Below are 25,728 nucleotides of genomic sequence, written 5' to 3' on the forward strand. Positions count from 1 at the left end.
TTTTTTTGACTTTTGGAGGTAAAACATGGAAGTGATAAAAATAATCGATCATATCTGGTGGGAGGAAAAAGAAGAATTTTTATTAGCAGAAGACCAAGATAGTTTTTGGGTATTGTATTTATTGGTTGAAGGAGAGTGCTACTATAAGATCGGCGAGGTTTCTGGGATTGCTAAGAGTCCTTGCGTATTGATCTGTCCACCCCATACTGTTTTTGAAAGAAAAGTTCTTGCCCCTCTTTCCTTTCATTTTTTCCGTCTGGATGTTGTCCCTAACCAATCCTATTTGAATTTATCCGCTGGGATGCACCGATTGACGAAAGAACGTTTAGCCATGGATCAAATGGTTCTAAAACAATATGTCTATGATCTGTCTGGATTCAGTTTTTTTATACGAACCCATTGCATCATGGACATACTTCTATTCAGCAGTATTTCTTATCAAAAACCGAATCAGTCGATTCCCCCACTGCGGACCCATAATTCACGTATTATCGACTTGTTGCATTATCTCGATAATCATTATCAAGAGGATTTTTCGATCCAACAACTCAGTGAAAAATATTCTTTCAATGCGTCTTATCTTTCTCGTTTGTTCAAAAAAGAAACAGGCTATTCACCAAAAGAATATTTGCTGAAGGTACGCTTAAAAAATGTACAAAATCTCCTCATCTCAACCAATTTACCTATGGAAGAGATTGCAGAACTAACGGGTTTTAAACATGGATACTATCTGTCCAAATACTTTAAGAAGATTTTCAAGATGTCCCCAAGTACATTTCGGAAAAAGCATTTATTGTAGCAGGTCTTTTTTTGATGCCATTCAAATAGTTGCAGATAAAGGATCAAATTAAAAAATGTCGGCAAAAAAGTTCCGGAAACGAATGTGTGACAAATCTACAGTTTTGCTAGAGACTCTCGAATAAGCGGCGTTCAAAAGTCAAGTTCTTCGGAAATTTCAAAAAAAAGAGTGGGACAAAAGTAAGAAACACTTTTGTCTCATTCTTTAAAAACGGATAAACGGTGGGCGCAGAAGCAACTCCTTCGGAAATAAGCCGAAATTCTCGGAGTTAAACACTTCTGTCCCAACCTCTTTTTTTCTCTAATTTCTCAAACCTAACCGATCATTCTTACGGTATTTCATAAATAACGTGAGATCAATTGGATCAATTGTTTCGGAAACTCATTCAAGTCGGTGATATCAAGGAAACGATTTTCACCATAGATTTCTTTTATTTCTTCTTTGTCTTGTCCGATTGCTGCAGAAACAAAGACCACGCCTTGGCGCTCAAACTCTGATAAGACTTCTTGGATATCCTGTTTTGCTTTCTTCCCTGTATAATCAGGTAAAGCTTTAGGTTGTCCATCACTGATCACTAGCATCAATTTTGTCGTTGCAGCTTGCTGACTAAGCTTAGTTGCAGCAATCCTCAAAGTGGCGCCATCACGGTTATTTTGTCGTGCTTTCATCGTTACTAACTTATCTGTTAACCAACTAAAGTCATCTGAGAATTCTTTGTAAGAAAATAAGGATGTTTTCTCTCTTGCAGATACGTCAGCGGTATCCCCATAGATCATCAACGGGATATTTACGCGCTGTGCAAATTCTGCGACTGCGATCGTTGCTTTTTTGGCGGCTTCGATCCGATCATCACGGATCATCGAGCCAGATTCATCGACCCTGATAGCAACTGCCAATGAAGGCTGTTCGTATGGAGGATTTTTCTTATCGAAATTCCGAAGATCACCATATGCCACACGACTGGCATCGAAATGCTGCCCTTCATATTTACTCTTTTGATAGGTCGCTGATTCGTCGTTTTCAAGTAGATCGAGAATCTGTCTGCTTAAAGAGTCGACCACTGGCAACACTTGTTTCCTTAATTTACGTGCCTCTGGATCATTTGGCGTAAATGTTGGTCGATGAATGATCAGCCCTTCTTTTTCGTGAATGGTTCCTTTCATTGCTTGACGAGCTTCTTTGTTTAGTTCACGCTTGATTTCTTTGTCATGAGCTTCCATATCGGATACAGACATCTTGTTGGAAATATCTTCTGCCTGATCTTGGTCGTCTTGACTTTTCCCTTCTACGTCCTCGCTGCGTTCTTCCTGCGAAACGGGCAAAGTTTCCTTTTGCAGTTCTGTGGGCTCTTTTTCTAGCGCTTTTTCAGTAGCTTCATTTTCTGTCTCAATTTTCTTTTCACTTTCAGAAAGGGAAAAAGTTTCTTCTGCTAATTGGTCGATATTCCTTTGGTCCGCTTCTTCATCTGTTAGCACTCTTCCACGTGCAGATGTTTGAATGTCAGAAGGCTTTCCCCATTTTTGTAACTGAATAAGTGTGCGCAGCTCTTCTAAAAGACCACTCTCTTCTAAACGTTGGGTCAAAATCTTTAATTCTTCTGGATCAGTAGTTAATTTATACAGTACTTTGGGATACAAGGATTCCAATACATCTTGCCCTTGTTTCCAGGTATTTGCCCAATAGAAATAGGAACGCATGCCGGCAACACCCTTGATGGCATTTGCTTTAGCAGTTTCATCTAGAAGTCGGATGATCTCAGCCATTTTAGCTAACAGTTCTGGTTCTTGGATATTCGTTTTTCCTATTGCACGTTCAACCATTACTTCAAGAGTGGGTAGATCCATTTTTTCAGCATGCTGCATCCGGTCACGCAAAGATTCATTCAGCGGACGATTTCCTTGATAGTTGCGATTTGTGGTAATGATGATCACGCAATCAGTATGGCGAGGTACGACTCCTGTTGGTAGATTCAATAGCCCGTTAGGCTCTAGAGCAGAATTCAAGGCCACTAGGACAGAGGCATCTCTGATCACTGTTGGTTCTTGGATCTCTAATAAATACCCTTTCTCGATCGCACGTACGATTTCAGAAGGGTAATATTTGTAGCGGACTGTTTCTGACTTTTGCTCATCGATACGTTGCACAAAGTCAGCTAACTTTTGTTTTGCTAGATCGTCGTTCACTTGATAGTGATCCTTGATAACTTGTAAAACAGCATTTAGCGTATCCGTTTGGTTGATGGCATCGATCAAAGCTTGGTCCTCTTCTTCGTCGGAATCAACAACTGGCAAAAGAGCGCCAAAAACATCCGATTTGTCCATATCTGCAAAACAAGTCACTTTTGTATAAGGAAGTTGCAAATCAGCAGACAGAGCTTTTGCTAATTGTGTCTTACCAGACCCTGCATCACCTTCTAATAAAATATTACTGATTTTCATTTCCGGGTCTTCCCAGTTTTCTTTGATTTCAGCCGCAATCCTTAGTTCCACAGAACTTGTTCGATGACTTGCAGGCTTTTGCCAGATCATTTGTCGTTCAATTGTTGAAAATGAGCGATGATCTGTTAATGAAAAGTTATCCATATGACTTTCCTCCTAATACCCTAAATCATCTAATAGACGTTTTAAGATACGGAAACGTTCACCAATCAGTTCGCCATCTTTTTGTAAAGTATCGTAATATAAGATGATATCTTCATCGATCTTAGGATTTTTGGTATCGACTTCTACAGTCATCCGGTTTCCTTGAAGGCCAATGATATCGATCATCGGATTTTCCGGATCATAGAATTTTTCATAGCGATATGCATCTTGAAAATACAAGCTTCCTTGTGCTGCCAGTATCGCTAGATCTAAAATACGTGTGATTGGAAGTTCTTCTGATTGGCGTGACCATTTTTCACCAGTATGGCGCCATACTTTTCCAGATATATCGACTTTTCCTCGATCATTCCATTGGGCCAATCCCAGTGAGAGCCCTTTTGCATCTGTATGAAGCGCATTTTTTCCGTCTACTTTATCATAATCTTCTACAACGATTACAGGTTTATGTTTTAAGTTTGTTGGTATTTCCATTGGTTAAGCACTCCTTTATTTAGTAATTTACTAAATTAGTAATTTACTAGTTTACTAAAATTTGTCTTTGATTATACGACAGGAGCAATAAAAAAGCAAAAACGAGTGTCTCGCTAGTTTATTCACCGAATATGAGACAAATCTAAAAATCAGTTTTGCTACAGACTCTCGAATAAATGGCGTCCAAAAGTCATTTTTTTCGGAAATTAAAAAAAACGAGCAATACAAAAAAACGTATTGTTCGTTTTTCTCTCCAATTTCTCAAACCTAAATGATTTTTGTCTCGACCTTGTTAGTATGGAGTTAAATTATTCATTTTCGGTTGTGCTTATTTTTGAATCCCACTCTTCTAACAAAGGTATATAGCTTTCAGTTAATGCTTCCTGTTCAACAGCTTTTTGTTCAAGATATATTCTATGCTTCAAGTCTTGCAAGTCTGGTACCAGAATACTATCCAGCAATTTTATTTGGTTTTTAGTTAATTCTTTCGTTTTTAATTTACTACTGTATATTTCTGCATCCATTCCTACCAACTTCACATTCAGAGGATATAATTTCAAAATATTTTGAGCCATTGAGAGCCCATTTGGGTCTAAATCACCAGAATAATAAATCATAGTGTCGCTAATCACTAACTTTTCTACTATTTTTAAAACAGTGTAATTAGGTTGACCACTTGTGGATAAAAAAGGTAAATTTGGAAACATTTCTGTAAGCATTTGGAATACACCATCATTTTCTACTACAAAGACTTTGTTATTTTTAGTATATAAATCTTTGGCGTTTAAAACATGCCCTTTACGGACAATCCAACTGTCTCTTTCCTTGGCATGTGCATTCCAAATAGTAAGGTCGTTTGAATATATGCCTTGAACAAAAGCATATATTGTATGATCCCCTCGTAATAATTTGACGTGAGTATACACATCTTCACTCAATTCAACTTTTGAATAGTATTTTCTTCGTGTAGTTTTTGAAAGTTCAAATGATTTTCTTAACATACTGTTGAATATTTCTCCAGTTAAACTATTTGTGTCTAACTCGTGGGCATTGTGGAATAGTTGATTCGAAAAATAAGGTAATTGTAAAAATGAATTTGGTAGATGATTCAACGCAAATTGAGCCTTTTCTAAAGATTCAATGACTGTCTGATCATCCTTCCATTTTTCAAATAAGTTTTTACGTGTACTTTCTACTAGTAAGGGTGATTTGTCGCTCAATAATATATCAACGAGTGTATCAAATTCTTTTCGTTTGATAGTCTCTTGTTCACATAATTTTTCCTTTGTTATCAAACTTTGTTCAATAAAGTACTCAATTACATTTTCTAAACTATCCTTTTCAGCAAGAGCGCTCCGATTATACCGCATTATAAATTTTTTTATAGAAAATTTATTTTTAGCCTCAAATTCGACTTGAGAAAGCCCTAAAAACTCTTTTATTGGTGTTAAATCAACAGCTCCCAACTCTTCATAGTTGACATACCCTCCAAATGTTCCATACGAAAAATATCGTTTGGCTAATAAGGAAAACCAACTCTCCCAAGTTTTTTTATTTTTTGAAAAAAATTCAATTGTACCTTTATTCAAATTCATCACCTACTATTTTAGAACGGACACGTCCATTCCAACCGTACTTAACCGTTTCCACAAAAGGATCACTTTTTCCCTGCTTGAATTCATACGTATTAATACTTGATACTGTCGGATATTCAGGCCACATCTCTTGAGAATTCATAATATAGTTGAATTCTAATTCTTCAGCGACTCCCATCATAGATTCACGACCTTCTTCATCTACTCCAGAGAAAGCCTCATCCAAAGTAATGATGTATGGTGCATTCTCACTAGCGGATTCAAATCTTAAGCGCATAGCAATAAATAAAGGTAGGTAAAGAGATTTGGCTCGCTCACCACCTGACATCTTCATGAAGGCTTCTTGAGTTAGTCGTTTAAACTCCTTTTGCTTCGCATTCTTTTTATAATTTAAACGAAAGAAAAACCATTGGCGATAATCAAAAACTCTTTTTAATTCTTCTTTTAAATCAGTGGTCCCAGGATTTTCTTTTACTATAACTATGGCATCATCCAAGCCTTTTTTAAAAAAACTGATTACTTTTTTCTGATCTTGTTCTCTTAAAATTCCTTCTTCTGCATTACTCCAAATATCAATTAGTTGGCTTGTAGACGTGACCCCTTCTGCTTGAGAAGGCTTTGGAACCAATTTTAATTCGAGTTGCAAGTCGTCTTTTTCACCATAAACACGTTGTAACATCTTATCCATTTTAACTGCCCAATTACGACCTTCTACTACCAATTCACGTGTTGTTTTTCCCAACTTTCCAAATAGAGCTTGACGGTACATTTCTTCTTGATCTTTTTGATAAGCCTGGTCATTTTCTTCCTTTTCTTTACGTAGCATAGCTTCTAGTAAAAAAGGCGAATTTCGCATATTTTGGGTATCTACCTCGACTGACTCAAAATTATTATAATCATCCCAATTTTCATATAAAACTTCTAATAAATCATCTTCGTTTTTAGAGCGAATAGTGACTTTTCTCAATTCTGATTCAAGATTATAAACAAGCAATTGGTCTCGATTTTCACGAATTACTTTCGTCAAAGCAGCAGAAATTTGCATCAGTTTATTTCGATCAATTTTTCGTCCGAATTGTTTTGAAAAACTATGAAGATCAATCTTAGCATCTAGAGAATACTTTTGAATAGCTGAGCTATATAACTTTAGCCAATCTTCTTTAAGCTGTAACTTTCCTTCTTTCTGTTTTATTAACAAATCCAATTTTTCTCTGGAGTTGTTGATCTTTGACTCTAGTTCACCTAATAATCGATCAGTAGCACCTTTTTCTTCTTCTTTATTTCTGATTTCTTTTTTTAGTTTTTCCTGTCGCAAACTCATTTCTTCAACTTCTTTAAACTCTCTTTGTTCTTTTATCTTTTTTAATGTTGTTGTTTTATCTTCTAATTGATGTGTGACTATTCCTAGATCCTCTATAGCATCCTTACATAACTCCTTTTGGTAATGATAATCTGTTTCTTGCTCAGCTGATCGATTTTTCAATTTTCTTAATTGATGAATTGTCTCTACTATATCTTCAAGTATGTTGTAGTAATTATTCGAGTACTGTTTTATTTCTGTTAGTGTTTCCTCTGAAACATCTATATTTATTAACGATCTTAGATCAAAGAGTTTTTTACGATGCTTTTGTAACTCTGCAGCAGCGATTTCTTTTTGATCTAATTGCATACGTTCTAGTTCACTTTTAACAGCAACTTGATCCATTGCCCTTTTATGAAGCCTTAATGATTCACGCACCTTTAAGTCATTTGGACACGCTTCGAAATCTTCTTCATAAAGACTTCTCTTTTGTTCTAGCTGAGTTATTTCCTCTTTGCATATTTTCTGATGTTCTTTTAATTGTGAGAGTTCATTTTTCAAACTCTCAAGTTTACGTTTGCGTTCCGCTTCACGACTGGACTCTCCAATAAATGCTGCTTTATATTGAGAATTTGATTTTCCTTTCAAAATGGATAATTGATATGTACCGTCAGGATAGATAATAGGTAATGAAGGATCATCACCCTCATTTATTTGAATACTATTTAAGATGTCCCCAACGATTTCGCTTAGTTCATCGGGTAGATTTTTTTCAATTTTTAGATAGTGGGATAGCGTATTGCTTCTTTCTCCTAAAGTGAAAGGTTGGGGAATGATTAATTTATCATTTTCGATTAATGCATTTGCATCAGTTGAAATAATTGCATCTAAAAAGCCACTTTCAGCTACAGCCGATTCAATGGTATTTTTTAAATCTTCTTCAATATTTTCTCTAAAATCAACTGTTTCATAAAACGATCTAAATACTATATCAGATTTTTTTAATGTCTCCCTTGCATGTCTATGCTCTTCAGTTCTGCTAGGTTCTACTATTTTTCCCTTTAAAAGCAGGTCTTGTTCCAGCTTTTTTTGGTTTAGTGATTCTTGCAGTATTTCTACCTGGCTCTGTAAAGGAATGAGCTGTTGCTCAAGTAAATTTATAGATTCTCTTTTTGCTTGTTCTAGAGGTACCATTACATCACTAAATTCTGTATCGTTATCATAAAGTTTACGAATTGCGGATAATGATTTATTCAAATAGTCAGAAGGTATCTTAAAAGTAGTTAAATTAGACCATTCAACAACTTCAGTATAAAGTCTATCTTTTTCTTCTTCTAAAGATTCCGTTGCTTCAGTAAATTGGATTTTAGCTATTTGTAGTTCTTCAATTGCTTTTGAATGATTGATTTCAGCCTTTTTTACTATGCTTTTTGAATGATTTATCGATTTAAAGCAACTTTCAATTAGACTCAGATTATTTTGTAAATCTGTAATCAATTTCTTTTGACGTCTGATATCGGCAATAACTTTTTCGTCTTCACTTGAAAGACTTTCAAGAAATTTTTGATGCTGCTTAGTATAATTAAAACCACTGGCATTATCTAAAAGATCAATAAAATTCTGTTTCTGTTGTTCTGTTTGACCTTCCAAATCTTTTTTAGCGTCTTCAAGTCTACTTTGAAGTTTTTTTAGATAGTTTTCGTGCTTTTTCAATTGAGAGTTCTTTTTTTCTATATCAGAATTTAACTGCTCAAGTTCTTTTTCTAATTCAGAAACTCTTCTGGTTAATTCATTATCACTGGCTATTGTATTTCTTTCATATTCTTCACGCAACAAAGACAAACTTCTCTCTGATAGATTTTGTTTTTCTTCCAGGTTGTGAAACTTTGCATCTAATTTTGCAATGCCTTCTTTAGTAGAATCGATAGAATGAATAAAAATTTCATATTCTTGTTTATTTCTAAGCCATGCTGTTGCTAATTGTCCTAACTTTTCATCAAGATAGTCCCTATATTTTCTGTTTACTTTGGATAACGATTTCAATTCGTTTGTCAAATTCACTTGATCCTCTTGAATACGCTCCATATCTTCAATTACATTTTTTAATACATCTAGTTCTCCTTCAGGTAATTCAGCCATAGAGTGTTCTAAAATTTCTGTCACTGAACTTGGACCAGATTTATCTCCTAATTTAGAAGCGCGTAATGTAATCAAAAGTTTAATCATTGTATTAAATTCTTCTATTTTAGTAAATTGAAAAATTTTTTTGTTAATATATTCTCCATAGGAAGATGGCGTATCAAAGAATCGTGCCCCGATACCATTTATTTTATTTTTTAATACTTGCTTGGTCAATGAAGAAAATGTATCATCTCCGTTGTCTTCAACGACATGAAACCCATCAGTATTGGGTTCAGTTACTCGAGGTGATCCGTTGATAGCAAAATACCAACGCGTTAGGTTAGAACTACTACCATTACTGTTACTTCTGTCCGCTTTCATACCGATACCAGATGTAAAGTATTCCTCAATTCCATTTTCATTCATTCGTTTGTACTCTAATGTAATATAGCCAATTCTACTATCAATACCTAAAATATCTTGCTCCTCTAAAAGGATGTCGCCCATTTTCCGATCAGTTGATTGAAAAAAAGGATCCATTCGCCGAGCATCTACCCTGCCATCCAACAAAGGTGGTAAAAGACTGACCATAGCAACAGATTTTCCACGCCCGTTGCTACCTCTTAAAAACAGTTTGCCATCTGCAAAATCAAAAAAAAATGAACCAGCATATTTCCAAAAATTATGAAATCCTGCTCGATTAATCACCCATTTATTATTCATACATGCTCTCCTTTAAATTGCGCCAATAATTCTTACAAAAACCGGATAAATTGTTATCAATTCTTCATTTCTATCATCATAAATGAAACAGATTTCTTGTAACCGTTTTTTTAAATTGGTATTAAGAAAATCAAAACCCTTTCCACGAAATTCTGTTGTCCAGTATTGGTCATAAAACTTAATCAATTTTTGTGAAATAACTTTTTCCCATGCCGGATAGGTCAAGTTCTTTTCCCCTTTTTCATTTATTTCATGAGTATCTTCATTTCTCAAGATTTCTGACAACTGCAAGATAATTTCATCAATTTGCATTCTTGTTGGAAACATTGCAAGATTAGTAGAAAATTTTTCAGTTGATAAAAATGCTGTATCTTTATAAAGTTCGAAGTTGTATGTAGTTTGATCCCAAAAAGTTTTTAGACTACGTTCATTCTCTGAACGGCGCATATAGACAAACTCGCTATCTGCTGTATTTCTATTAAAATTAATTGCTATATTTTCGATCAGTTGTCGATAGACACGTTGGCGGAGGGCTAAAGTTTCTTGCTGCTCCGTTTTCAAAGAATTTTTATATTCTTCGAATGATTGATACTCAATAAAATTATCAAAAATTCTTGATTGATTATTAAAGAAGAATTTACTAAAGTCACCTAACTCATAGAGAGCGTACGGTCGTTCATCATCTTTTGAAAATTTAGTATCAAAATCTTCTGTTAAGCCATCCATCAATTTAATTATTCCTAATTCAGTCATTAGTTTTAGTGCTTTGACTAACGATTTTCTTTGTAATGAAATCGTCCAATCTAACATTTCTTTATCTGGATGAATGGATACTATATCTTTTACGATATCTCCTAAATAAAAAGATTCATCAATGCGCTTAGCATCAATAATCGCCATTAATAGCATTAGAAATACATAGTCATTTATTTCTTTAAAATCATTAATCGCCATATATGGCTTAGCTTCTAACGGTATATGTCTTACCATAATAAACTCTTTCTGGATGGTAAGTTTCAATCCAAAATAATATTTTAAATTACGAGAGATTTCTATTTGGTTTTGACGTATATGGAAATATAGTTTTGGGTTGCTTTTTCTATATATGATATAATTTTCAAACAAGGGTTGAATTAAATTGAAAATAGATTCGTTCATTTTCACTCATCCTTCCCAAAATCTAGAATAGATAATGTTACACCAGACATTGTTAAAGCACCATTTTCTGAATAAATTCTAGCTTCAGCTTCTTCGTCCAGTTCTACAAGTATTTTTAATCCAAATACTGTATTCGTGATATGATCTTTACGAGTAATTCCATTACTGATCCACTGACGAATAATTTTTCTAGTTTCCTCATCCATAAATATATCTTCACTGAGGTTTAAAACTCCGTTGTCAAAGTAGTCTAATACACGCTCTTTTTGTTTTATTTCATTGTCTAGTAATAATTTTCTGAGTTTTCTCCGATCAGAAGAATATGCTTTTGTTGCTTGGACGTTCTGAGGAACAGTTCCTACTTTGTTTCGCGGTTTTAATTCAATAAGTTCTGGGGAAATCTCCCAGATACTACTAAATTTATCTCCATCGTAAATATACTGTTCACTAGTTTTTACATGTTTCATGTTCATCATTCCAAAAATAGAAACAAACATTTTGGCCACTTCATCTACATTACCTTCTTGATACATCCATTCTGCAACTTTTCGAAAATCTGCTTGTCTATTTCGTTGCATCTTATGTCTGTTGAAGTATTGCACATCCGCATTTGAAAATATTTGAATCATCTGTTCTGCTTGGTTGTATATTTTGCTATACATGCTATGTTCATTATTGCTAAACCAAACTTTAATATTGTTAAACTGGTCAAATACTTGATTTTTCAAGTCGGTTTCATTTATTTTTTCTGGGGAGAATGAAGCAATTTCTTTACGATGTTTTATATGGGTATTTGCTATATTCATCTTAGTTTCTTCACTAATATTTTTAAGTGTACTCCATATTTTTGGACGTTGTTTTTCCAATTCTAAAACATAATCTTTTAGATAGAGTAAAAAATTTATCTTTACATCAATAAATTCCTTAGATTGTAAGACACCTTTTGTGATTTCTTTGTTCAAATAACCAAAATAGCTCACTGTATTGTCATTATTTTCTTGAAAAACGCGCTTTAAATCCTCATAATTCTTATAGATTTTTTCTTGGTCAGTCAATCTAGGCATACGTTCTAAAATAGTATAGATATCTCGAAGTTTATTTCCATTCAATTCCCCCACTAGCTCGTCCATCCGTTGTTCAATTTCTTCAGATAATTCAACGATGTCCACTGTACGAGATTCAATAGAATAAGTATAGTCGTTAGTGTTGAACTCCTCGAGTGTACGTTTTTTTGCTTGTTCTTCAATCACATTTAAATTTCCATAATCCCATAATCGTTTCAAATCAGTCAGAAGCTCATCTTCTGTATAAGGTTCAGGATAATTTTTTAGCATATATTCCCATATGTCTCTTTTTTTTAATAGGTAACTGGTTTGTTGATGCTCCATATAAAAAAAATGTAGAATCATCCGGTATCTTTTTGAATTTGTTGTGTTAAGAAATTTAAATAGACTCATGGCCTCGTCATTCATATGAAATCACCTCAACGAAATTTTACAAATATTAGTTATAATAAGTTTCAATGTTACATTTTCTTATCAATCATTGCTTACTTAAATAAAATTTTTTGTGTAGTAGAAATACTGTTTTGTCCATTATCAAACATGCTTACTTCAACAGGAATAAGGAATAATCCACCAACAATAAATGTAATTCCAGTTGAAAAATAAGAAATTCTGATTAATTGATTGGAGTCTGTATATGGAATGGTACGTAAGGCTGGGACAGAAGTGTTTATTCGTTTTTAAAGAATGAGAACAAAGTGTTTCTTACTTTTGTCCCGTGCTCATTCTATTTATAATTATTACACTGGGATAAGACAGTTGAAGAAAGTTCACTTGGTTTTTGATTAGATAAGAAGATGAAGCAGCCAAATTTTCTACCTTCTCAAGCAAATTTCTTGAAAAGAAATGATAGATAATGACAATAGCAACTGCAAATACTCTAAAAAGACAACTCCTAATATGAAGGAATGATAATAGTTCCTGATCATTTACGGAATTATATTGACTATGTATTGCTCGATATTATGTACTTTGTGAATGGCGATTTTGCTGAAGAATACTTTGTTAAGTTTTTTTATAAAAAATATAGTGCTTACTTAAAAACTGGCTTTTCTTTTACTTTTGATAACACTTTGGCAAACAGTTAATCTATTTTTACTTTCATTCAAACGGATCTTACTACAATATATCTGCTAATTCACTATCATACTTCCATTTGATGAACTTGACTTTTCTTAATTTACTATATATCACTCCTTCATATGAATAAACGCCTATAACCATAACCCAATTATTTTACAGAGCAATCGTAATTGATGAATATTGATTACATTGGTTGATACTATTGGATAAGTATCTGTAGTTGTTGTTTTTAATTCTGAATAAGGCAATTATATCTTCATAAAACAAGTATGTAAACGATTTTAATTTAATTTATATTGTTATAAAAAAATAAAACCACTCTTGATATATTATTTTTTTATAATTCTACAATTAGGCATTTTCATTTTCTAATAAGACTCTTTCTTCGTTTCAATCGAAAAAGACTCACAGTTGGTAAAATTTATTCAACCAACTACCCGTCCAAATAAATTAAAGCCTGCGAAAAAGCAATGCATTTCATTCTCATTATCCGATTTCATGTGATCCAACAACTGAAGCGGGCGTTGAATATGCAGCGGATTCAGACGATGAACTGACTAAAAGTAATCCAGAAGCGAAGAAAAAGTATCGGAAATAAAAAAGATATTGGCGTACCATTCTAAAAAACTAAAAGATCAATAATGCTTCACTCAACCACTTTCCCCTCTTCCAAAGAAAAATTCTGATAGAATCAAACGCTGAAACGTCTTCTTTTTTATGATTTAATTTAAAACAACACGATTTGACTTAGAGCCAAAAAAGAAAACCAATGAACGAATCATTGGTTTTCTTTTTCTTAGTTAATCAATAGCTAAGTATTTGAGTAGGCCATGCCTCTTTACAAAACTCTTACGAGATTTCAAGAGAACAGTTCTCTCTATTGAATGATACTTTCAAGTACTAGTCTTTCTTGCTTCTCTTTTTCAAATGAATAGAAATAAAAAGGAATTATTGCGCTGAGATAGCAAGTCCGATTGCTTTTTCGCCTAAATGACTGCCGATCACTGGGCCAAAATGACCGATTTCAATCTCTGCATTCGGATATTGTTTTTGTAGTTTGGCTTTTTCTTCTTTTGCTACTTCTAAGTTATTCGCGTGAATGACGTATAGTTTCACAGGTGGTGCAATTTCTTCATTTCTTTGACCGATGATTTTTTCTGCGCGAGCAAAAGCTTTTTTACTTGAACGGATTTTTTCAAATAAAACGATCTTTCCTTCAGAGAAAGTCAAAATTGGTTTGATTTTTAAAAGCCCAGCAATCAAAGCCGCTCCGTTAGTCAAACGACCACCTCGGACAAGGTTGTTTAAATCGTCCACGATCAGATACGCATAGGTATTATCTCTAATACGATCTACATGTGTAATGATTTCTTCTAAAGAATGTCCTTTACTACTCATATCTAGTGCTGCTTCAACCATATGGCCCATTGGCATACTTGTGATCTTTGAATCATACGGAACGATCGTGACACCTTCCACATCTTCTTTCAGCCCGTGTAATGTATTCACAAAGCCAGAAATGCCTGATGATAGATGGATGCTTAAAATCGTATCGTATCCCTTGTTTTTCAACTCTTCGTAAAGTACCAAAACTTCCCCAACAGCTGGCTGTGAAGTCGTTGGAAAATCTTTGCTATTTTTTAAGAGTCCATAATATTCATCCGCTTCAATATCGATTCCTTCGTTGTAGATCTTACCATCTAAAATCACTGGGATTGGGATCACGAATAAATCTGGATGATTCTTGATTCGTTCCGGCAAATATGCCGTACTATCAGTAACTACTGCAAGTTTCATTTAATTAAGTTCCTCGTTTCAAAGAATTTTACCAGTCTTCCTAACTATATCATAAGAAGACTTATATTTGAACCTTTGTAAGAAAAAGTGAAGAATCTACTTTGGATCGAGATACCAAAGCAGATCCAAGTGAAAAAACGAAATTTATCAAAACCATTTTTCATGTTTTTGAATGTTTCAGCTGATTTCTAAAAATGATAACTTCTACTCATATCATTTATTCAAGTTTTGAGGGTGAGAAAAAAGCAGCTTTTACTTTCCTCTCACCCTCTCCCTTCATATTCTTTCAGAAAAGTTGTCGAATCATTTGTTAAAAATACCACATAATCAGTTTTCTTGGTGGCGATTTTTGAAGTTGCGTACGTGTTGCAACCCGTTTCTCCCGAATTGCGCGAATAAGAACGTGATGCCACCAACGATCCCGATGACCCCACAATAAACGACTGCATGTGCTTTTGAGGTCATTGAAAGTTGTGTATTCAGCATTAGGAAGACCAATGAACATACCACCAGCATGAAGAAAGTTGAGCGGAATGTTTTTAAGAAATATTGACTGATTCGCACAAATGGCGCAATTCGATATTCTTTACACATGTACTGGTACCCGCGAATAAAAACAATCCCAAAAGCAATTGTATTTGAAAAGCTCATACCGTATCCGCCTAATAAAGCTAACCCGATCACTTGGAACACCAATTTCAAAATGATGGCTTCCACTGTTAAGCGAATCGCTACTAAATGGTGGTTCAAGGACTGCAACATTGTCGATAAAATCGTAAATAAAGAAAAGAATAACGACGCCAACAGAGCAAATTGGAAATAGCCTACGCTGTCTGGATCATACCCGAAAAACAACGTATATAAAGGACCTGCCAATAAGGACATGCCTGCTAACGACGGCAATAAGATCAAAACGGCAATCGAAAAGCTGTCACCGACTGTTTTTTCGATTTGTAGTCGGTCTTTTTTCTTCAAAGTACTAAGGATCGGCAGACTACTGATTGCCACGGTACCCACCATAGAGATCAATATCAGCGTCAATTTATTCGGATTCACAGATGCTCGGCTAAATAAAAACTCTAACTGTTGATCTGCAATCGCTGGTCGAAAGAAATGGAGCAATGGCTTCATCGTTACTTGATCGATCATTTGAACGATCGTGATAACTGAACCAACGAAAATAAAAGGCAACGTTTCTCGAATGATCGATACAGAAGCAGAACGATTTTCTTTCTGGAAATACCGACTTGAAATCAAGAAATCTTTTAATCTAAAGTAGTCATTTTTACGCCCTACAAAATACATATGGATGATCGCTGCGAATCCACCAAAAAATGATGCCACAGTACTGATCAATACGGCCTCAACGATCGAACCGTCTGTTAATACGCGCAAATAATACGTACCTGCTAAAATCACTAGTACACGTACAGCTTGCTCGATGATCAAAGAGCTACCATAAGGACGTAAGTTGTTCTTTCCTTGAAAATAACCTCGCATTGCACTAAGAATCGGGATTGCCACTAATGAAGGGCACAGGCTGCGAATCGCTAGAATCCCATTATTCACATTGGCAATCGGGCTGATTCCAGCAAGCAATGGTGCAAAGAGATACATCAATGCTGCCGAAACGATCCCAATCACGAACATGATGTTGATCGTACTGCGAAAAATCATGCCACATGCCTCTTGATCTCCTTCCTTCGTTGCAACTGCCACTTTCTTGGCAATGGCATTTGGAAAGCCGACTGTTCCTAACATCAAAAACAATCCATATGGGAGATACCCGACATTGTACAGTGTTGTTGCTAACATGCCATCTTGGTTGTTCCCCATCATACTTAACCAAGGAATCAGATAAACGACTCCTAAGACCTTACATAACAAATTGGCAAACGTTAACCAGAATGTTCCTTGCATCAATTTTTTATTCATTAAATTTTCCTCGACTATCTATAGTTAAATCAATATCTCCCCTATTATAGCAAAAAAAAGCGAGAGGACAAATCACTGCTGAAATTTTATGCGCAATGAAAATAAAAAAGCCGCTCTCTAAGTTTAGAGAAGGCGAACTTTTATAACATGGATAATAGAAATACAGAAGCTAATCCGGTTAATACCGACAAAGCCATCGAGCGTGATTTGTAGGCTACTCCTGCCACTAATACCATCGCTAGGACTTTGATATTCCATGCGATATCTAAATGCTCATGGGTAATGAACACATCTTTGAACGCTAGAGCCGCAAAAAGTGCTACCGGTACATATTTCATCCACTCGCTAAACCAAGATGGTACTTTACGGTGTGTAAAATAAAGCATCGGGAACAGCCTAGGAACATAGGCTACCACGAACAAGCTTAATACTAAAAGCAACAGATACGTCTTAGTCACGATGATTGACCTCCTGATCTGGGAAATTGAAAAGCGGTTCGTTGACATGTTTGCCACGATTCTTTAGTCTCTTTAGCTTCTTTGCTTTTTCTTTCTTAAATGCTTTTTCCAGACCAAATCCAGCTAAAGAAGCAATGATCGTCGCAGCAATCAATCCAAACGTATTTTGGAAAAGTACCATGAAGATGACACCTAAAACACCTGAAAGGACACCTGTCAAAATCAGCAGCGCATTTTTCATCTGCATCACGAACATAAAGATAAACATTGCTGTCAAAGCAAAGTGAACAAGATCTGCATCAACACGAAAGACTGACCCAAAAAAGTTTCCAATCATGTTACTACCTGCCCAAGAAGCCATTGAAAACCAATTTACATATAACGCTTTTTGCTTGTTCCATGTAGGATCAGTTGAATATTTCAAATAATTGACTGCGTAATTTTCATCATTTAAAGACTGTGAAAAAACAGCTAAAAAACGTTTTTTTCTTTTTTCATAAATCCAGAAAGACTTGATCCTAACAATGTATAGCGTAATTCCAAGAAAAATACCATCAAAAGTGTGGTTGCAAAAGATGCTTGTGTTGTAAGCATCGAAGCAACTAAAAATTGCGCCCCGCCAGAAAAAACCAAAATAGACAGCAGTCCAGCTAAAATTGGATCAAAGCCAACTTTTTGTAATAGCACTCCACAAGCCAATCCAACCGGGATATAACTTAAACAAAGTGGCATTACTGCGTGCAAAGACTGAAGCCATGGCGCACTTTTCTTTTTATCCATCAAAAATGTCTCCTTCAATTACAACAAATAAACAGCGGATTCATTGTAACATAAAAAAACGAAAATGTAGCCGTTTTATCTAAAAACAAAATTATTTTTTTCTCATTTTCTGACTAATTCCTGAAATATTGCATCAAAAAACTAGGGATTTCCACATAAATAATACTGTGAAAATCCCCAAGGGTTCTTATTGAATCCGTTGATAATTTGGATCATACTTATCCGTTTCGATGTAAATATATACTTTTTTATCTACTAGAGATTGACGGATCGATCTTTCGATCTCATTGACGATCCTGTAAGCTTCACTTTCGCTTGATTCAAAAATATCGATCTTTGCGGCTACTAGTATTTCAGTTGGGCCTAAGTGAACTGTTTTGACATCAATCAAATGGGATACTTCAGGTCGCTCAAAAGCTTTTTTGATTTTTAGCAAGTCACTAGCAGTGACACTTTCTCCAATGATCAAACTGTAAAATTCTTTTGCCAAGAAAATGGCTGCGCCCATCAAAAGTAAACCGATCAACATGCCACTGATTGCATCAAATTCTGCAATACCAGTAACCATCGTTAAGATCGTTCCAAGCAAAGCAAGGATTAAACCAATCACTGCACAGAAATCTTCCGTGAAAATAATCAAGATTTCACTATGACGGCTCTCCCGTAAAAATTTAAGTGTCGACAACTTTTCAGTGTTCAACTCATGGATTTCCTTCATCGCAATACGTAAAGAACTGCCCTCGATTGCCAAGCCGAAAAGTAAAATGATAATTACGATTAGTGGATTACCAACTTCATGGGAAGGATGTGTCAGTTTTTCAAAAGCTTCCATCACACCAAGCGCACCACCACCGAAGAAAAGCATCATTGCTACGATCGTACTAAAGAAGTATTTTGCTCGCCCTTCACCAAATTGATGCAGTTCGCTTTGCCCGCGACTTGCCCGTTTATCTCCAAAAAGTAATAGGATCTGATTGCTACAATCGACAATACTATGGATACTTTCATTTAGCATTGCTGCACTTCCGCTGATCGCATAGCCGATAAATTTACTGATGGCCACTAGGATATTCGCTCCTAGCGCAGCAATCACTGAAAACATCCCGCTTTTCTTTAAATTTTCCATTGTTTTTCCTTCTTTCTTCTAACAGAGGCTGGGAAAGAAGTGTTTAACTCCGAGAAATAAGAAGAAATAAACGAAAATTACTTTTCAAATTTTTGTGGATTTCGGCTTATTTAAGAAGGTGTTGCTTCTGCTCCCACCGTTTATTCGTTTTTAAAGAATGAGACAAAAGTGCTGCTTACTTTTGTCCCAAGCTCATTTCCTTTTCTTGTTGGTGCGACTACAAATGCTTAGATTTTTGCTAAATCAAATACGATCTGCTGATTTTTCTTTAGCACAATCTCCTTTGCGCCTTTCGTTGCACTTTTTCCATTAATCGTGAATGTCCAATATTTTTGTTTCTGCTTATCTTGTTTGTGGCCATCAATCGAGGTAATGAATCCCTGCTCTTCTTCAATAGCAAAATTTTCTTTTAAAACAGTCAAAAGGTTGTCACCCGTCTTAAAAGACACTGTTTTACTTGAAAGCTGTTTACCATCTTCCTGGATAATGATGGTCGTTGTTTGCTGTTTTTGTTGTGTCTGTTCCGTCTTAGATTGCTGATTTTCCTCTTTGGATGAATCAACAGTTGTGCAGCCACCCATCAACAAAAGAATACAGCCGACAAGACTGAACAAATAGATTTTTTTCATTTTTTCCTCCCATTTAATCGATCAAACCGTTCAATGACGGGTAAAGCAAGTAGAAAAAATACAAGATTTCCCGTCGCATGGAACAGATCAAAACTGAGTCCTTGAATATAGTATACAAAAGGATTCGTTAACTGATAAAGTATACTATCAAAAATCGTCATGAACAAGCCAAAGAATAAACCTGCCAAAAAAAAGCAACTACCCGTCAACCATTTTTTCTCTCGGTTAAGGTGCGTTTGTACAACCCAAAAAAGAATTAAAATCAGACTAAAACTAATCCATTGTCCGATCATCCACGGGCCAATCCCAAAATAAAGATTACTTAAAAGGAGCGATAGCGTCATAACAAGCAATGCATCTTGTAGACCAAAGTACAGCACGACAAAAAGAAAAATGGCTGTCATCGGCTGCACATTAGGAATTAACTGAAAAATGATCCTGCCAACCACACATGCTGCAGATAACAGACTCAACTGAGCTATTTTTTTGGTCGTCATTTTTTGGCAACTCCCCTTTCGCTTATTTATACGGAAAAAAAAACATGTGACGGTCGCTAATCTGACCGTCACATGTTTCTAACTCAAGCACCTAGTTCTTGCGAGCCATCAGTGGTACTAAAAATTCATAATTGATAAAGAAATCAATGACAGATCGATGGTAATCGCCAGATGAGATCGTCAATCCCGTTTGATTCTGTTCGTTCTTCGTGATCGTCAACGATTGACCTTTGTCTAACAGAACTTTGAATTTTTCCTCGGTCAATTTTTCGAAATCATACTGTGGATTCTTCATTGCAACAATGAAGATATCATCCAATACTGATTCGCTAAATTCAAATTCACTCTGTAGATTCAAGTGAAGTGGTTTAGTGTTATCAAGCAATGTTTGATTCACGATGAAGCCTAATTTTCTTGCGTGTGCTAAAAGCTGGTTCAGCTTGTGATTAAAAATCGTGATCTGTCCTGCAGAAAAGACCCGATCGACTGACCAGTAACGGATCAGTGATAACACCCGATCATCCTGAACGGTGACCTCCATCGTTTCTGGGATCACTTCTAATAAATTGATCGATTCTACTTGGTAGCGTTGATCGATTGTAGGTAGAACAAAAGAAAAGATCAAATGATTTTGCTCATCTAAACTATAATTGATGGAGAAATGTCTGGTTTCCCAACGATCGTAGGTAGTGGTCGATAACTCTAACCCAATGTCGTTCAGGGGTTTCAACAATTCATAAGTAAAGTACTCGATCAAGCTTGTCTTTCCAATTGGGGAAATCGGCTCATCTTTAAGTAAATAACGGTCAAAAGAATCTAGTAATCCTGAGAAATCTGCTTCAATCAGATATTTCCGTAAACGCAGATCTGCTAATTCTATCTCTGCTGTTTCAATCATATTCACAATATCCAGATGGTCTTTTTCTTTGCTATCAAGGTAAAGTTGATTTTCATCGACCGCGGGTTTACGTTCTTCTACTGGCTCATTCTCTTCGATGGTATCAGTAATTGATTCTGTTTCTACCTCAGGAGCAGCTTCTACTGTTTCTTCATTTTCTTGTTCAGCCAGTCCATCTAGCGATTCGATTGCTTCATTTTCTTGTTCTATTGGTCTTGTTTCATCCTTATGGCTCATTCCTCAGGCCCTCCCTCTTGAAACGTTGGTTCAGGATTTTCACTACCTAAATAAGTCATCAAAAAGTGGTGGATGGCTTGGCTGAATCCTTCTTTTCCACCAAAGAAACGCTTGATTTGACGTTGCTCTTTTTCGACGATTGCCGCTCGAAGTTGGTCTGACTTTGCTTCTTTTAATAGTGTTTCTTTTTGTTGCTGGATTTTTTCAGGTTCTTCTATATAAGGTAGCCAGCCTAATTTTTCATTTGATAAAATTTGTTTTTGTTTCTCTAGCTCTTGGATTTCCTCTTCAATCTTTTTACGGTTCAAGAAGCCTTTATTATCATCTAAACTAGTGATTTTACGATTGATTTCTTTTAGTTCTTCATCTAGTCTTTCGATCTCCGCCTTAGCCGTGATCACCTTGGCATCCAGTTCATTGACCTGTTTGCTAAAATCATTCGGTTGTTGTGTGGCATAAAATCCCCACTCCTCATCGATTTTTGGTAGGACAAAAATCTCTGGTAGACTTGCATCAATCCCAATCGTTGGTCTTTCATGATAATAAGAGCCAATCTTATAATAGCTCATGGTTGGGGAAATCGTTTCGACTAATTCCATAAAAGGAAATTCTTGAATAAAACGATCATGGATTTTTCGCATCAATAACTGATCGATTTCATGATTTTCATTTGAACTTTTTTTTAGTTCTTCCGTTAATTCACTATTGTATAACTGATAGATCTCTGGAATGTTTTCTTCCCTAACAGCTTTTTCAAAGGCTTGTAATGCTTCTAATAGCTGAGAAAGATTGGTGCTTGCTTTTTCTTTGATATCGTAAAAAGAAGCTCCTTCTTCATTCTGATCAATCGTTTCTTGTGGTTCTATTGGATTGGATTCCTTCATCCTACTTACCTCCTTACATTCTAAAAAAAACTCTGTATAGATACTTTAATAGTACCATTTTATAGAAAAAATTGTTACAACGGGCATCTTCTCCTATGTAAAATTCATTTTGTTTTGCTGTACGTTCAGTTCTCTTGACTTGCTACAAGGTAAAAGTAAAACGAAAGAGCGGGAGTTGTCCCACTCTTTCGCACTAATGAAAGTTTTTATTTATTAGGCAGATCTCTGGTTGTGAAGTGGATACGCTGATTCTCATCACGAGTTAAAAGTGTTTCTTCATTCAAGTAAGAAAATTTCAATTCTTCTAAATCAGTATTTTCTAGCATTTTTTCATAACCGGTAAAAATAGAACGAATATATTGTTTATACGCGTTTTTCTTTTTCTGTCTTTTTTTCATGTGACACCTTCCTTATCACTCACTATCATACCAATGAATGTTTTACTAGACAAGCAAGTTTTTGCTAAATTAGGCATACTTTTCGCAAGTTGCCCTTTGGTAGTTGACGAAATCGAAAAAAAATGAAAAAATGCTTTAGTACTTAAGGAGGGAAACTAGTGAAAAAAATCGGTTTTGATTCAGAGAAATATATTGAAGAACAGTCTGCATATATTTTAGAACGAGTAAATCACTATGATAAATTGTATTTAGAATTTGGCGGAAAATTGGTAGATGACAAACATGCCAAACGTGTATTGCCTGGCTTTGAGGAAGATGCAAAAATCAAGCTGTTACAAAAATTGAAAGATCAAGCAGAAATTTTGATCTGCGTATACGCAGGAGATATCGAACGCAACAAGATCCGTGGAGATTATGGTATCACTTACGATATGGATATCTTGCGATTGATCGATGAACTCCGTGGCTACGGCTTATCCATCAACAGCGTCGTGATCACTCGTTATAATGGTCAACCAGCAACAAAAGTATTTATCAATAAACTTGAAAGACGTAACATCAAAGTCTATAAACACGCTGAAATCGAGGATTACCCTGTAAATGTGGAAAAAATCGTTTCAGAAGATGGTTTCGGGAAAAATGACTATATTGAAACGACGAAACCAATCGTTGTCGTTACCGCCCCTGGTCCCGGTAGCGGAAAATTAGCAACTTGTTTGAATCAGTTATATCATGAAAGTCAAAAAGGCCATGCCGCCGGGTACTCAAAATTTGAAACCTTCCCTGTATGGAATGTTCCATTGAAGCATCCATTGAATATCGCCTATGAAGCAGCAACCGTCGATTTAAAAGACGTTAACATGATCGACTCTTTCCATTTTGATGCGTATAACAAAATAGCGGTCAACTACAATCGGGATATTGAAACTTTCCCTGTGATCAAACGAATCATTGAAAAAATCACAGGCAAAGAATCTGTTTACTTATCGCCAACAGATATGGGTGTGAACCGTGTTGGTTTCGGTATCGTAGATGATGCGGTAGTCCAAGAAGCATCGAAACAAGAAATCATCCGTCGTTACTTCCAAACAGAATGTGATTTCAAAAAGGGCTTGATCGATGAAGAAGCAGTCAATCGAATCAAATTGATCATGGAAGAAGTCGGCTTGCGTCCTAAAGATCGTAAAGTGGTGCTGCCCGCACACGATTATGCCAAAACGATCCAAAGCCCTACGAAAGACCCGGTAGCCGTCATTGCGATCCAGTTGCCGAATGAAGTAATCATTACTGGACGTACTAGCTCGTTGATGGATGCTTCGGCTGCGGTCATCTTGAATGCAGTGAAACATTTGGCACATATCGCTGATGATATCCCGTTGCTTTCACCACTTGTTTTGGAACGATCCAAGGAATGAAATCAACTGCGCTTCATTCTTCTGTGGATACCCTAAGCTTGAATGAAGTATTGATTGCTCTATCTATCAGCGCTGTAACAAATCCAATCGCACAAGTTGCCTATGAAAAACTTGCAGAACTAGATGGCGCTCAAGCCCATTCAACAGTGATGGTCAATAAAAATGATGAACAAACATTAAAACAATTAGGAATCGATATCACTAGCGCACCACTCTTCCCTTCTGAAAATCTATACTATCAATAATTCGAGTCTAAGAACTGGAATCCACAAAAAAACTCTTAAAAGTTTCGTGTCATGCTTCTCATAGAGCACATGCTCGAAAAATCTTTTAGGAGTTTTTATTTCGTATAAGCTCTGATTTTCTCATGTATCCGTTTCACTCTAAAAAACAGATGAAAATTGAACAGAAAAATTAGTAATTTAAGCGTAAAACAGGTAAAATTAAACGGAAATTTGATTAGGAGTGATTTTTTGAGTCATATTTTAGGAATTATCGGTTTGATTTTTATTTTTGGGATTGCCTTCTTGATTAGTACGGACAAAAGAGCAATCAAAATGAAACCATTGTTGGTGATGTTCGTCTTACAATTGGTATTCGGTTTCGTATTATTGAGAACCACATTCGGTACGACGGTTGTTTCGTTACTGGCAAAACTATTTGAACAGCTATTAGCCTTTGCAGGCGAAGGGGTAAACTTCGTCTTTGCAGGGGTAGCAAATAAAGGGAGTGCACCATTCTTCTTAACTGTTTTGATGCCTATCGTGTTTATTTCTGCGATCATTGGAATCTTACGTTATATCAAGATCCTCCCCCTATTTATGAAAGGAGTTGGGTTAGGTCTAAGTAAAATCAATGGCATGGGCAAACTTGAATCATACAATGGTGTCGCCTCTGCCATCTTAGGACAATCTGAAGTCTTTATTTCCATCAAAAAAGAATTACCATTTTTATCTGAAAAGCGTTTGTTCACCATGAGTGTTTCTGCGATGTCCACTGTTTCCATGTCCATCGTTGGTTCATATATGGCACTGATCAACTCAAAGTATGTGATTACTGCTCTTGTGTTGAATTTATTTGGTGGGTATATTCTGGCATCAATTGTCAATCCTTACCAGTTGGATGAAAAAGAAGATGAGCTGATCATCGAAGAAGACAAAGAACAAACCTTCTTCCAAATGTTGGGTGAATATATTCTGGATGGTTTCCACGTAGCAATCACCGTTGCGGCGATGCTGATCGGTTTTGTGGCATTGATTGCCATGATCAACGCGATTTTTAGTGGGATATTCGGGGTGACTTTCCAAGAAATACTTGGTTATATCTTTGCCCCATTCGCATTCATCAGTGGCATACCTTGGAACGAAGCCGTTGATGCTGGAAGTCTGATGGCAACTAAATTAGTAACGAATGAATTCGTTGCGATGACTGAATTAGCAAAAGGCAACTTCCAGTTCACTGAACGGACTACAGCAATCATTTCTGTATTCTTAGTTTCCTTTGCCAACTTCTCTTCTATTGGGATCATTTCTGGTGCTATGAAAGGATTAAATGAAGAAAAAGGAAATCTAGTTGCTAAACATGGGCTAAAAATTCTATTAACAGCAACTTTAGTCAGCTTTTTAAGTGCTATCGTCACAGGTCTATTAGTATAATAAGCAACCATTCAATTGCATTTTCTGAAAATACGCATTGTCGATTTTTAGAAATGCAATTTTTGTTAAGGAGTATCAATCATTACAAAGATTATCTACAAG

At 35.7% G+C, this 25,728-nt stretch carries 17 protein-coding genes and 3 pseudogenes; 3 read left to right on the forward strand and 17 right to left on the reverse strand.

Annotation, left to right across the window (positions count from 1 at the left end; all coding sequences use genetic code 11):
- The first annotated feature begins 25 nt into the window (after positions 1-25).
- Positions 26-799 (forward strand): helix-turn-helix domain-containing protein, encoded by a 774-nt coding sequence (locus ED2_RS04115; RefSeq protein WP_016176642.1) that lies wholly within the window; start codon positions 26-28, stop codon positions 797-799.
- A gap of 200 nt (positions 800-999) precedes the next feature.
- On the opposite strand, the pseudogene ED2_RS15965 reads toward ED2_RS04115, so the two are convergent.
- The 17 genes and pseudogenes from ED2_RS15965 to ED2_RS04200 form a co-directional block, all read right to left on the reverse strand.
- A pseudogene (locus tag ED2_RS15965) lies at positions 1,000-1,086 on the reverse strand (DUF3788 family protein); the annotation flags it as partial.
- 51 nt (positions 1,087-1,137) lie between these two features.
- Positions 1,138-3,381: an AAA family ATPase gene (locus tag ED2_RS04120; RefSeq protein ID WP_005877672.1), complete on the reverse strand. Its 2,244-nt coding sequence runs from the start codon at positions 3,379-3,381 to the stop codon at positions 1,138-1,140.
- Positions 3,382-3,393: 12 nt separating this feature from the next.
- Positions 3,394-3,873 (reverse strand): DUF6530 family protein, encoded by a 480-nt coding sequence (locus ED2_RS04125; protein ID WP_005877670.1) that lies wholly within the window; start codon positions 3,871-3,873, stop codon positions 3,394-3,396.
- 308 nt (positions 3,874-4,181) lie between these two features.
- Complete coding sequence (locus ED2_RS04130; protein ID WP_005877668.1) at positions 4,182-5,468, reverse strand: DUF2399 domain-containing protein; 1,287 nt, start codon at positions 5,466-5,468, stop codon at positions 4,182-4,184.
- Positions 5,455-9,612 carry a TIGR02680 family protein gene (locus ED2_RS04135; protein ID WP_005877665.1) on the reverse strand — a complete coding sequence of 1,386 codons (4,158 nt, stop codon included), beginning with the start codon at positions 9,610-9,612 and terminating at the stop codon, positions 5,455-5,457. The genes ED2_RS04130 and ED2_RS04135 overlap by 14 nt, the downstream gene beginning before the upstream one ends.
- Before the next feature lie 12 nt (positions 9,613-9,624).
- Positions 9,625-10,770, reverse strand: coding sequence for a DUF2398 family protein (locus ED2_RS04140; protein WP_005877663.1), 1,146 nt, complete (start codon positions 10,768-10,770; stop codon positions 9,625-9,627).
- Between the two features lie 2 nt (positions 10,771-10,772).
- Positions 10,773-12,242, reverse strand: a complete 1,470-nt coding sequence (locus tag ED2_RS04145) for a DUF2397 family protein (protein WP_016176640.1) — start codon at positions 12,240-12,242, stop codon at positions 10,773-10,775.
- A 1,623-nt stretch (positions 12,243-13,865) separates the two neighbouring features.
- Positions 13,866-14,714, reverse strand: coding sequence for a DegV family protein (locus ED2_RS04150; protein ID WP_005877659.1), 849 nt, complete (start codon positions 14,712-14,714; stop codon positions 13,866-13,868).
- Positions 14,715-15,041: 327 nt separating this feature from the next.
- Entirely contained in the window at positions 15,042-16,649 is a 1,608-nt protein-coding gene (locus ED2_RS04155) for a polysaccharide biosynthesis protein (RefSeq protein ID WP_005877658.1), read from the reverse strand.
- Between the two features lie 140 nt (positions 16,650-16,789).
- Positions 16,790-17,107 (reverse strand): AzlD domain-containing protein, encoded by a 318-nt coding sequence (locus ED2_RS04160; RefSeq protein WP_005877655.1) that lies wholly within the window; start codon positions 17,105-17,107, stop codon positions 16,790-16,792.
- A pseudogene (locus tag ED2_RS14750) lies at positions 17,100-17,887 on the reverse strand (AzlC family ABC transporter permease). Before ED2_RS14750 ends, ED2_RS04160 begins: the two are co-directional and overlap by 8 nt.
- Positions 17,888-18,074: 187 nt before the next feature.
- Entirely contained in the window at positions 18,075-19,013 is a 939-nt protein-coding gene (locus tag ED2_RS04175) for a cation diffusion facilitator family transporter (RefSeq protein ID WP_005877651.1), read from the reverse strand.
- Positions 19,014-19,240: 227 nt separating this feature from the next.
- Positions 19,241-19,642, reverse strand: coding sequence for a DUF4430 domain-containing protein (locus ED2_RS04180; protein WP_016176637.1), 402 nt, complete (start codon positions 19,640-19,642; stop codon positions 19,241-19,243).
- A complete protein-coding gene (locus ED2_RS04185; protein ID WP_005877645.1) occupies positions 19,639-20,139 on the reverse strand; it encodes a hypothetical protein in 501 nt (166 codons plus the stop codon). The genes ED2_RS04180 and ED2_RS04185 overlap by 4 nt, the downstream gene beginning before the upstream one ends.
- Positions 20,140-20,230: 91 nt before the next feature.
- Positions 20,231-21,274, reverse strand: a complete 1,044-nt coding sequence (locus ED2_RS04190) for a hypothetical protein (RefSeq protein ID WP_060789699.1) — start codon at positions 21,272-21,274, stop codon at positions 20,231-20,233.
- Positions 21,271-22,158 (reverse strand): V-type ATP synthase subunit I domain-containing protein, encoded by an 888-nt coding sequence (locus ED2_RS04195; protein WP_005877641.1) that lies wholly within the window; start codon positions 22,156-22,158, stop codon positions 21,271-21,273. The genes ED2_RS04190 and ED2_RS04195 overlap by 4 nt, the downstream gene beginning before the upstream one ends.
- A gap of 206 nt (positions 22,159-22,364) precedes the next feature.
- Positions 22,365-22,556, reverse strand: a complete 192-nt coding sequence (locus ED2_RS04200) for a hypothetical protein (RefSeq protein WP_005877639.1) — start codon at positions 22,554-22,556, stop codon at positions 22,365-22,367.
- 158 nt (positions 22,557-22,714) lie between these two features.
- Between ED2_RS04200 and ED2_RS04205 the strand changes: the two are divergent.
- Both ED2_RS04205 and ED2_RS04215 read left to right on the forward strand, forming a co-directional pair.
- Positions 22,715-24,216: pseudogene (locus ED2_RS04205) on the forward strand (DUF1846 domain-containing protein).
- A 228-nt stretch (positions 24,217-24,444) separates the two neighbouring features.
- Positions 24,445-25,626 carry a NupC/NupG family nucleoside CNT transporter gene (locus ED2_RS04215; protein ID WP_016176634.1) on the forward strand — a complete coding sequence of 394 codons (1,182 nt, stop codon included), beginning with the start codon at positions 24,445-24,447 and terminating at the stop codon, positions 25,624-25,626.
- Positions 25,627-25,728: the final 102 nt, after the last annotated feature.

The sequence above is a fragment of the Enterococcus durans NBRC 100479 = LMG 10746 genome (assembly GCF_001544215.1).
Taxonomy (GTDB): Bacteria; Bacillota; Bacilli; order Lactobacillales; family Enterococcaceae; genus Enterococcus_B; species Enterococcus_B durans.

What these genes read in the sequence shown, in the direction of transcription:
- ED2_RS04115 (WP_016176642.1), top strand. Translation starts at nt 26, where the DNA reads ATGGAAGTGATAAAAATAATCGATCATATCTGGTGGGAGGAAAAAGAA.
- ED2_RS04120 (WP_005877672.1), bottom strand. Translation starts at nt 3,381, where the DNA reads ATGGATAACTTTTCATTAACAGATCATCGCTCATTTTCAACAATTGAA.
- ED2_RS04125 (WP_005877670.1), bottom strand. Translation starts at nt 3,873, where the DNA reads ATGGAAATACCAACAAACTTAAAACATAAACCTGTAATCGTTGTAGAA.
- ED2_RS04130 (WP_005877668.1), bottom strand. Translation starts at nt 5,468, where the DNA reads ATGAATTTGAATAAAGGTACAATTGAATTTTTTTCAAAAAATAAAAAA.
- ED2_RS04135 (WP_005877665.1), bottom strand. Translation starts at nt 9,612, where the DNA reads ATGAATAATAAATGGGTGATTAATCGAGCAGGATTTCATAATTTTTGG.
- ED2_RS04140 (WP_005877663.1), bottom strand. Translation starts at nt 10,770, where the DNA reads ATGAACGAATCTATTTTCAATTTAATTCAACCCTTGTTTGAAAATTAT.
- ED2_RS04145 (WP_016176640.1), bottom strand. Translation starts at nt 12,242, where the DNA reads ATGAATGACGAGGCCATGAGTCTATTTAAATTTCTTAACACAACAAAT.
- ED2_RS04150 (WP_005877659.1), bottom strand. Translation starts at nt 14,714, where the DNA reads ATGAAACTTGCAGTAGTTACTGATAGTACGGCATATTTGCCGGAACGA.
- ED2_RS04155 (WP_005877658.1), bottom strand. Translation starts at nt 16,649, where the DNA reads ATGAATAAAAAATTGATGCAAGGAACATTCTGGTTAACGTTTGCCAAT.
- ED2_RS04175 (WP_005877651.1), bottom strand. Translation starts at nt 19,013, where the DNA reads ATGGAAAATTTAAAGAAAAGCGGGATGTTTTCAGTGATTGCTGCGCTA.
- ED2_RS04180 (WP_016176637.1), bottom strand. Translation starts at nt 19,642, where the DNA reads ATGAAAAAAATCTATTTGTTCAGTCTTGTCGGCTGTATTCTTTTGTTG.
- ED2_RS04185 (WP_005877645.1), bottom strand. Translation starts at nt 20,139, where the DNA reads ATGACGACCAAAAAAATAGCTCAGTTGAGTCTGTTATCTGCAGCATGT.
- ED2_RS04190 (WP_060789699.1), bottom strand. Translation starts at nt 21,274, where the DNA reads ATGAGCCATAAGGATGAAACAAGACCAATAGAACAAGAAAATGAAGCA.
- ED2_RS04195 (WP_005877641.1), bottom strand. Translation starts at nt 22,158, where the DNA reads ATGAAGGAATCCAATCCAATAGAACCACAAGAAACGATTGATCAGAAT.
- ED2_RS04200 (WP_005877639.1), bottom strand. Translation starts at nt 22,556, where the DNA reads ATGAAAAAAAGACAGAAAAAGAAAAACGCGTATAAACAATATATTCGT.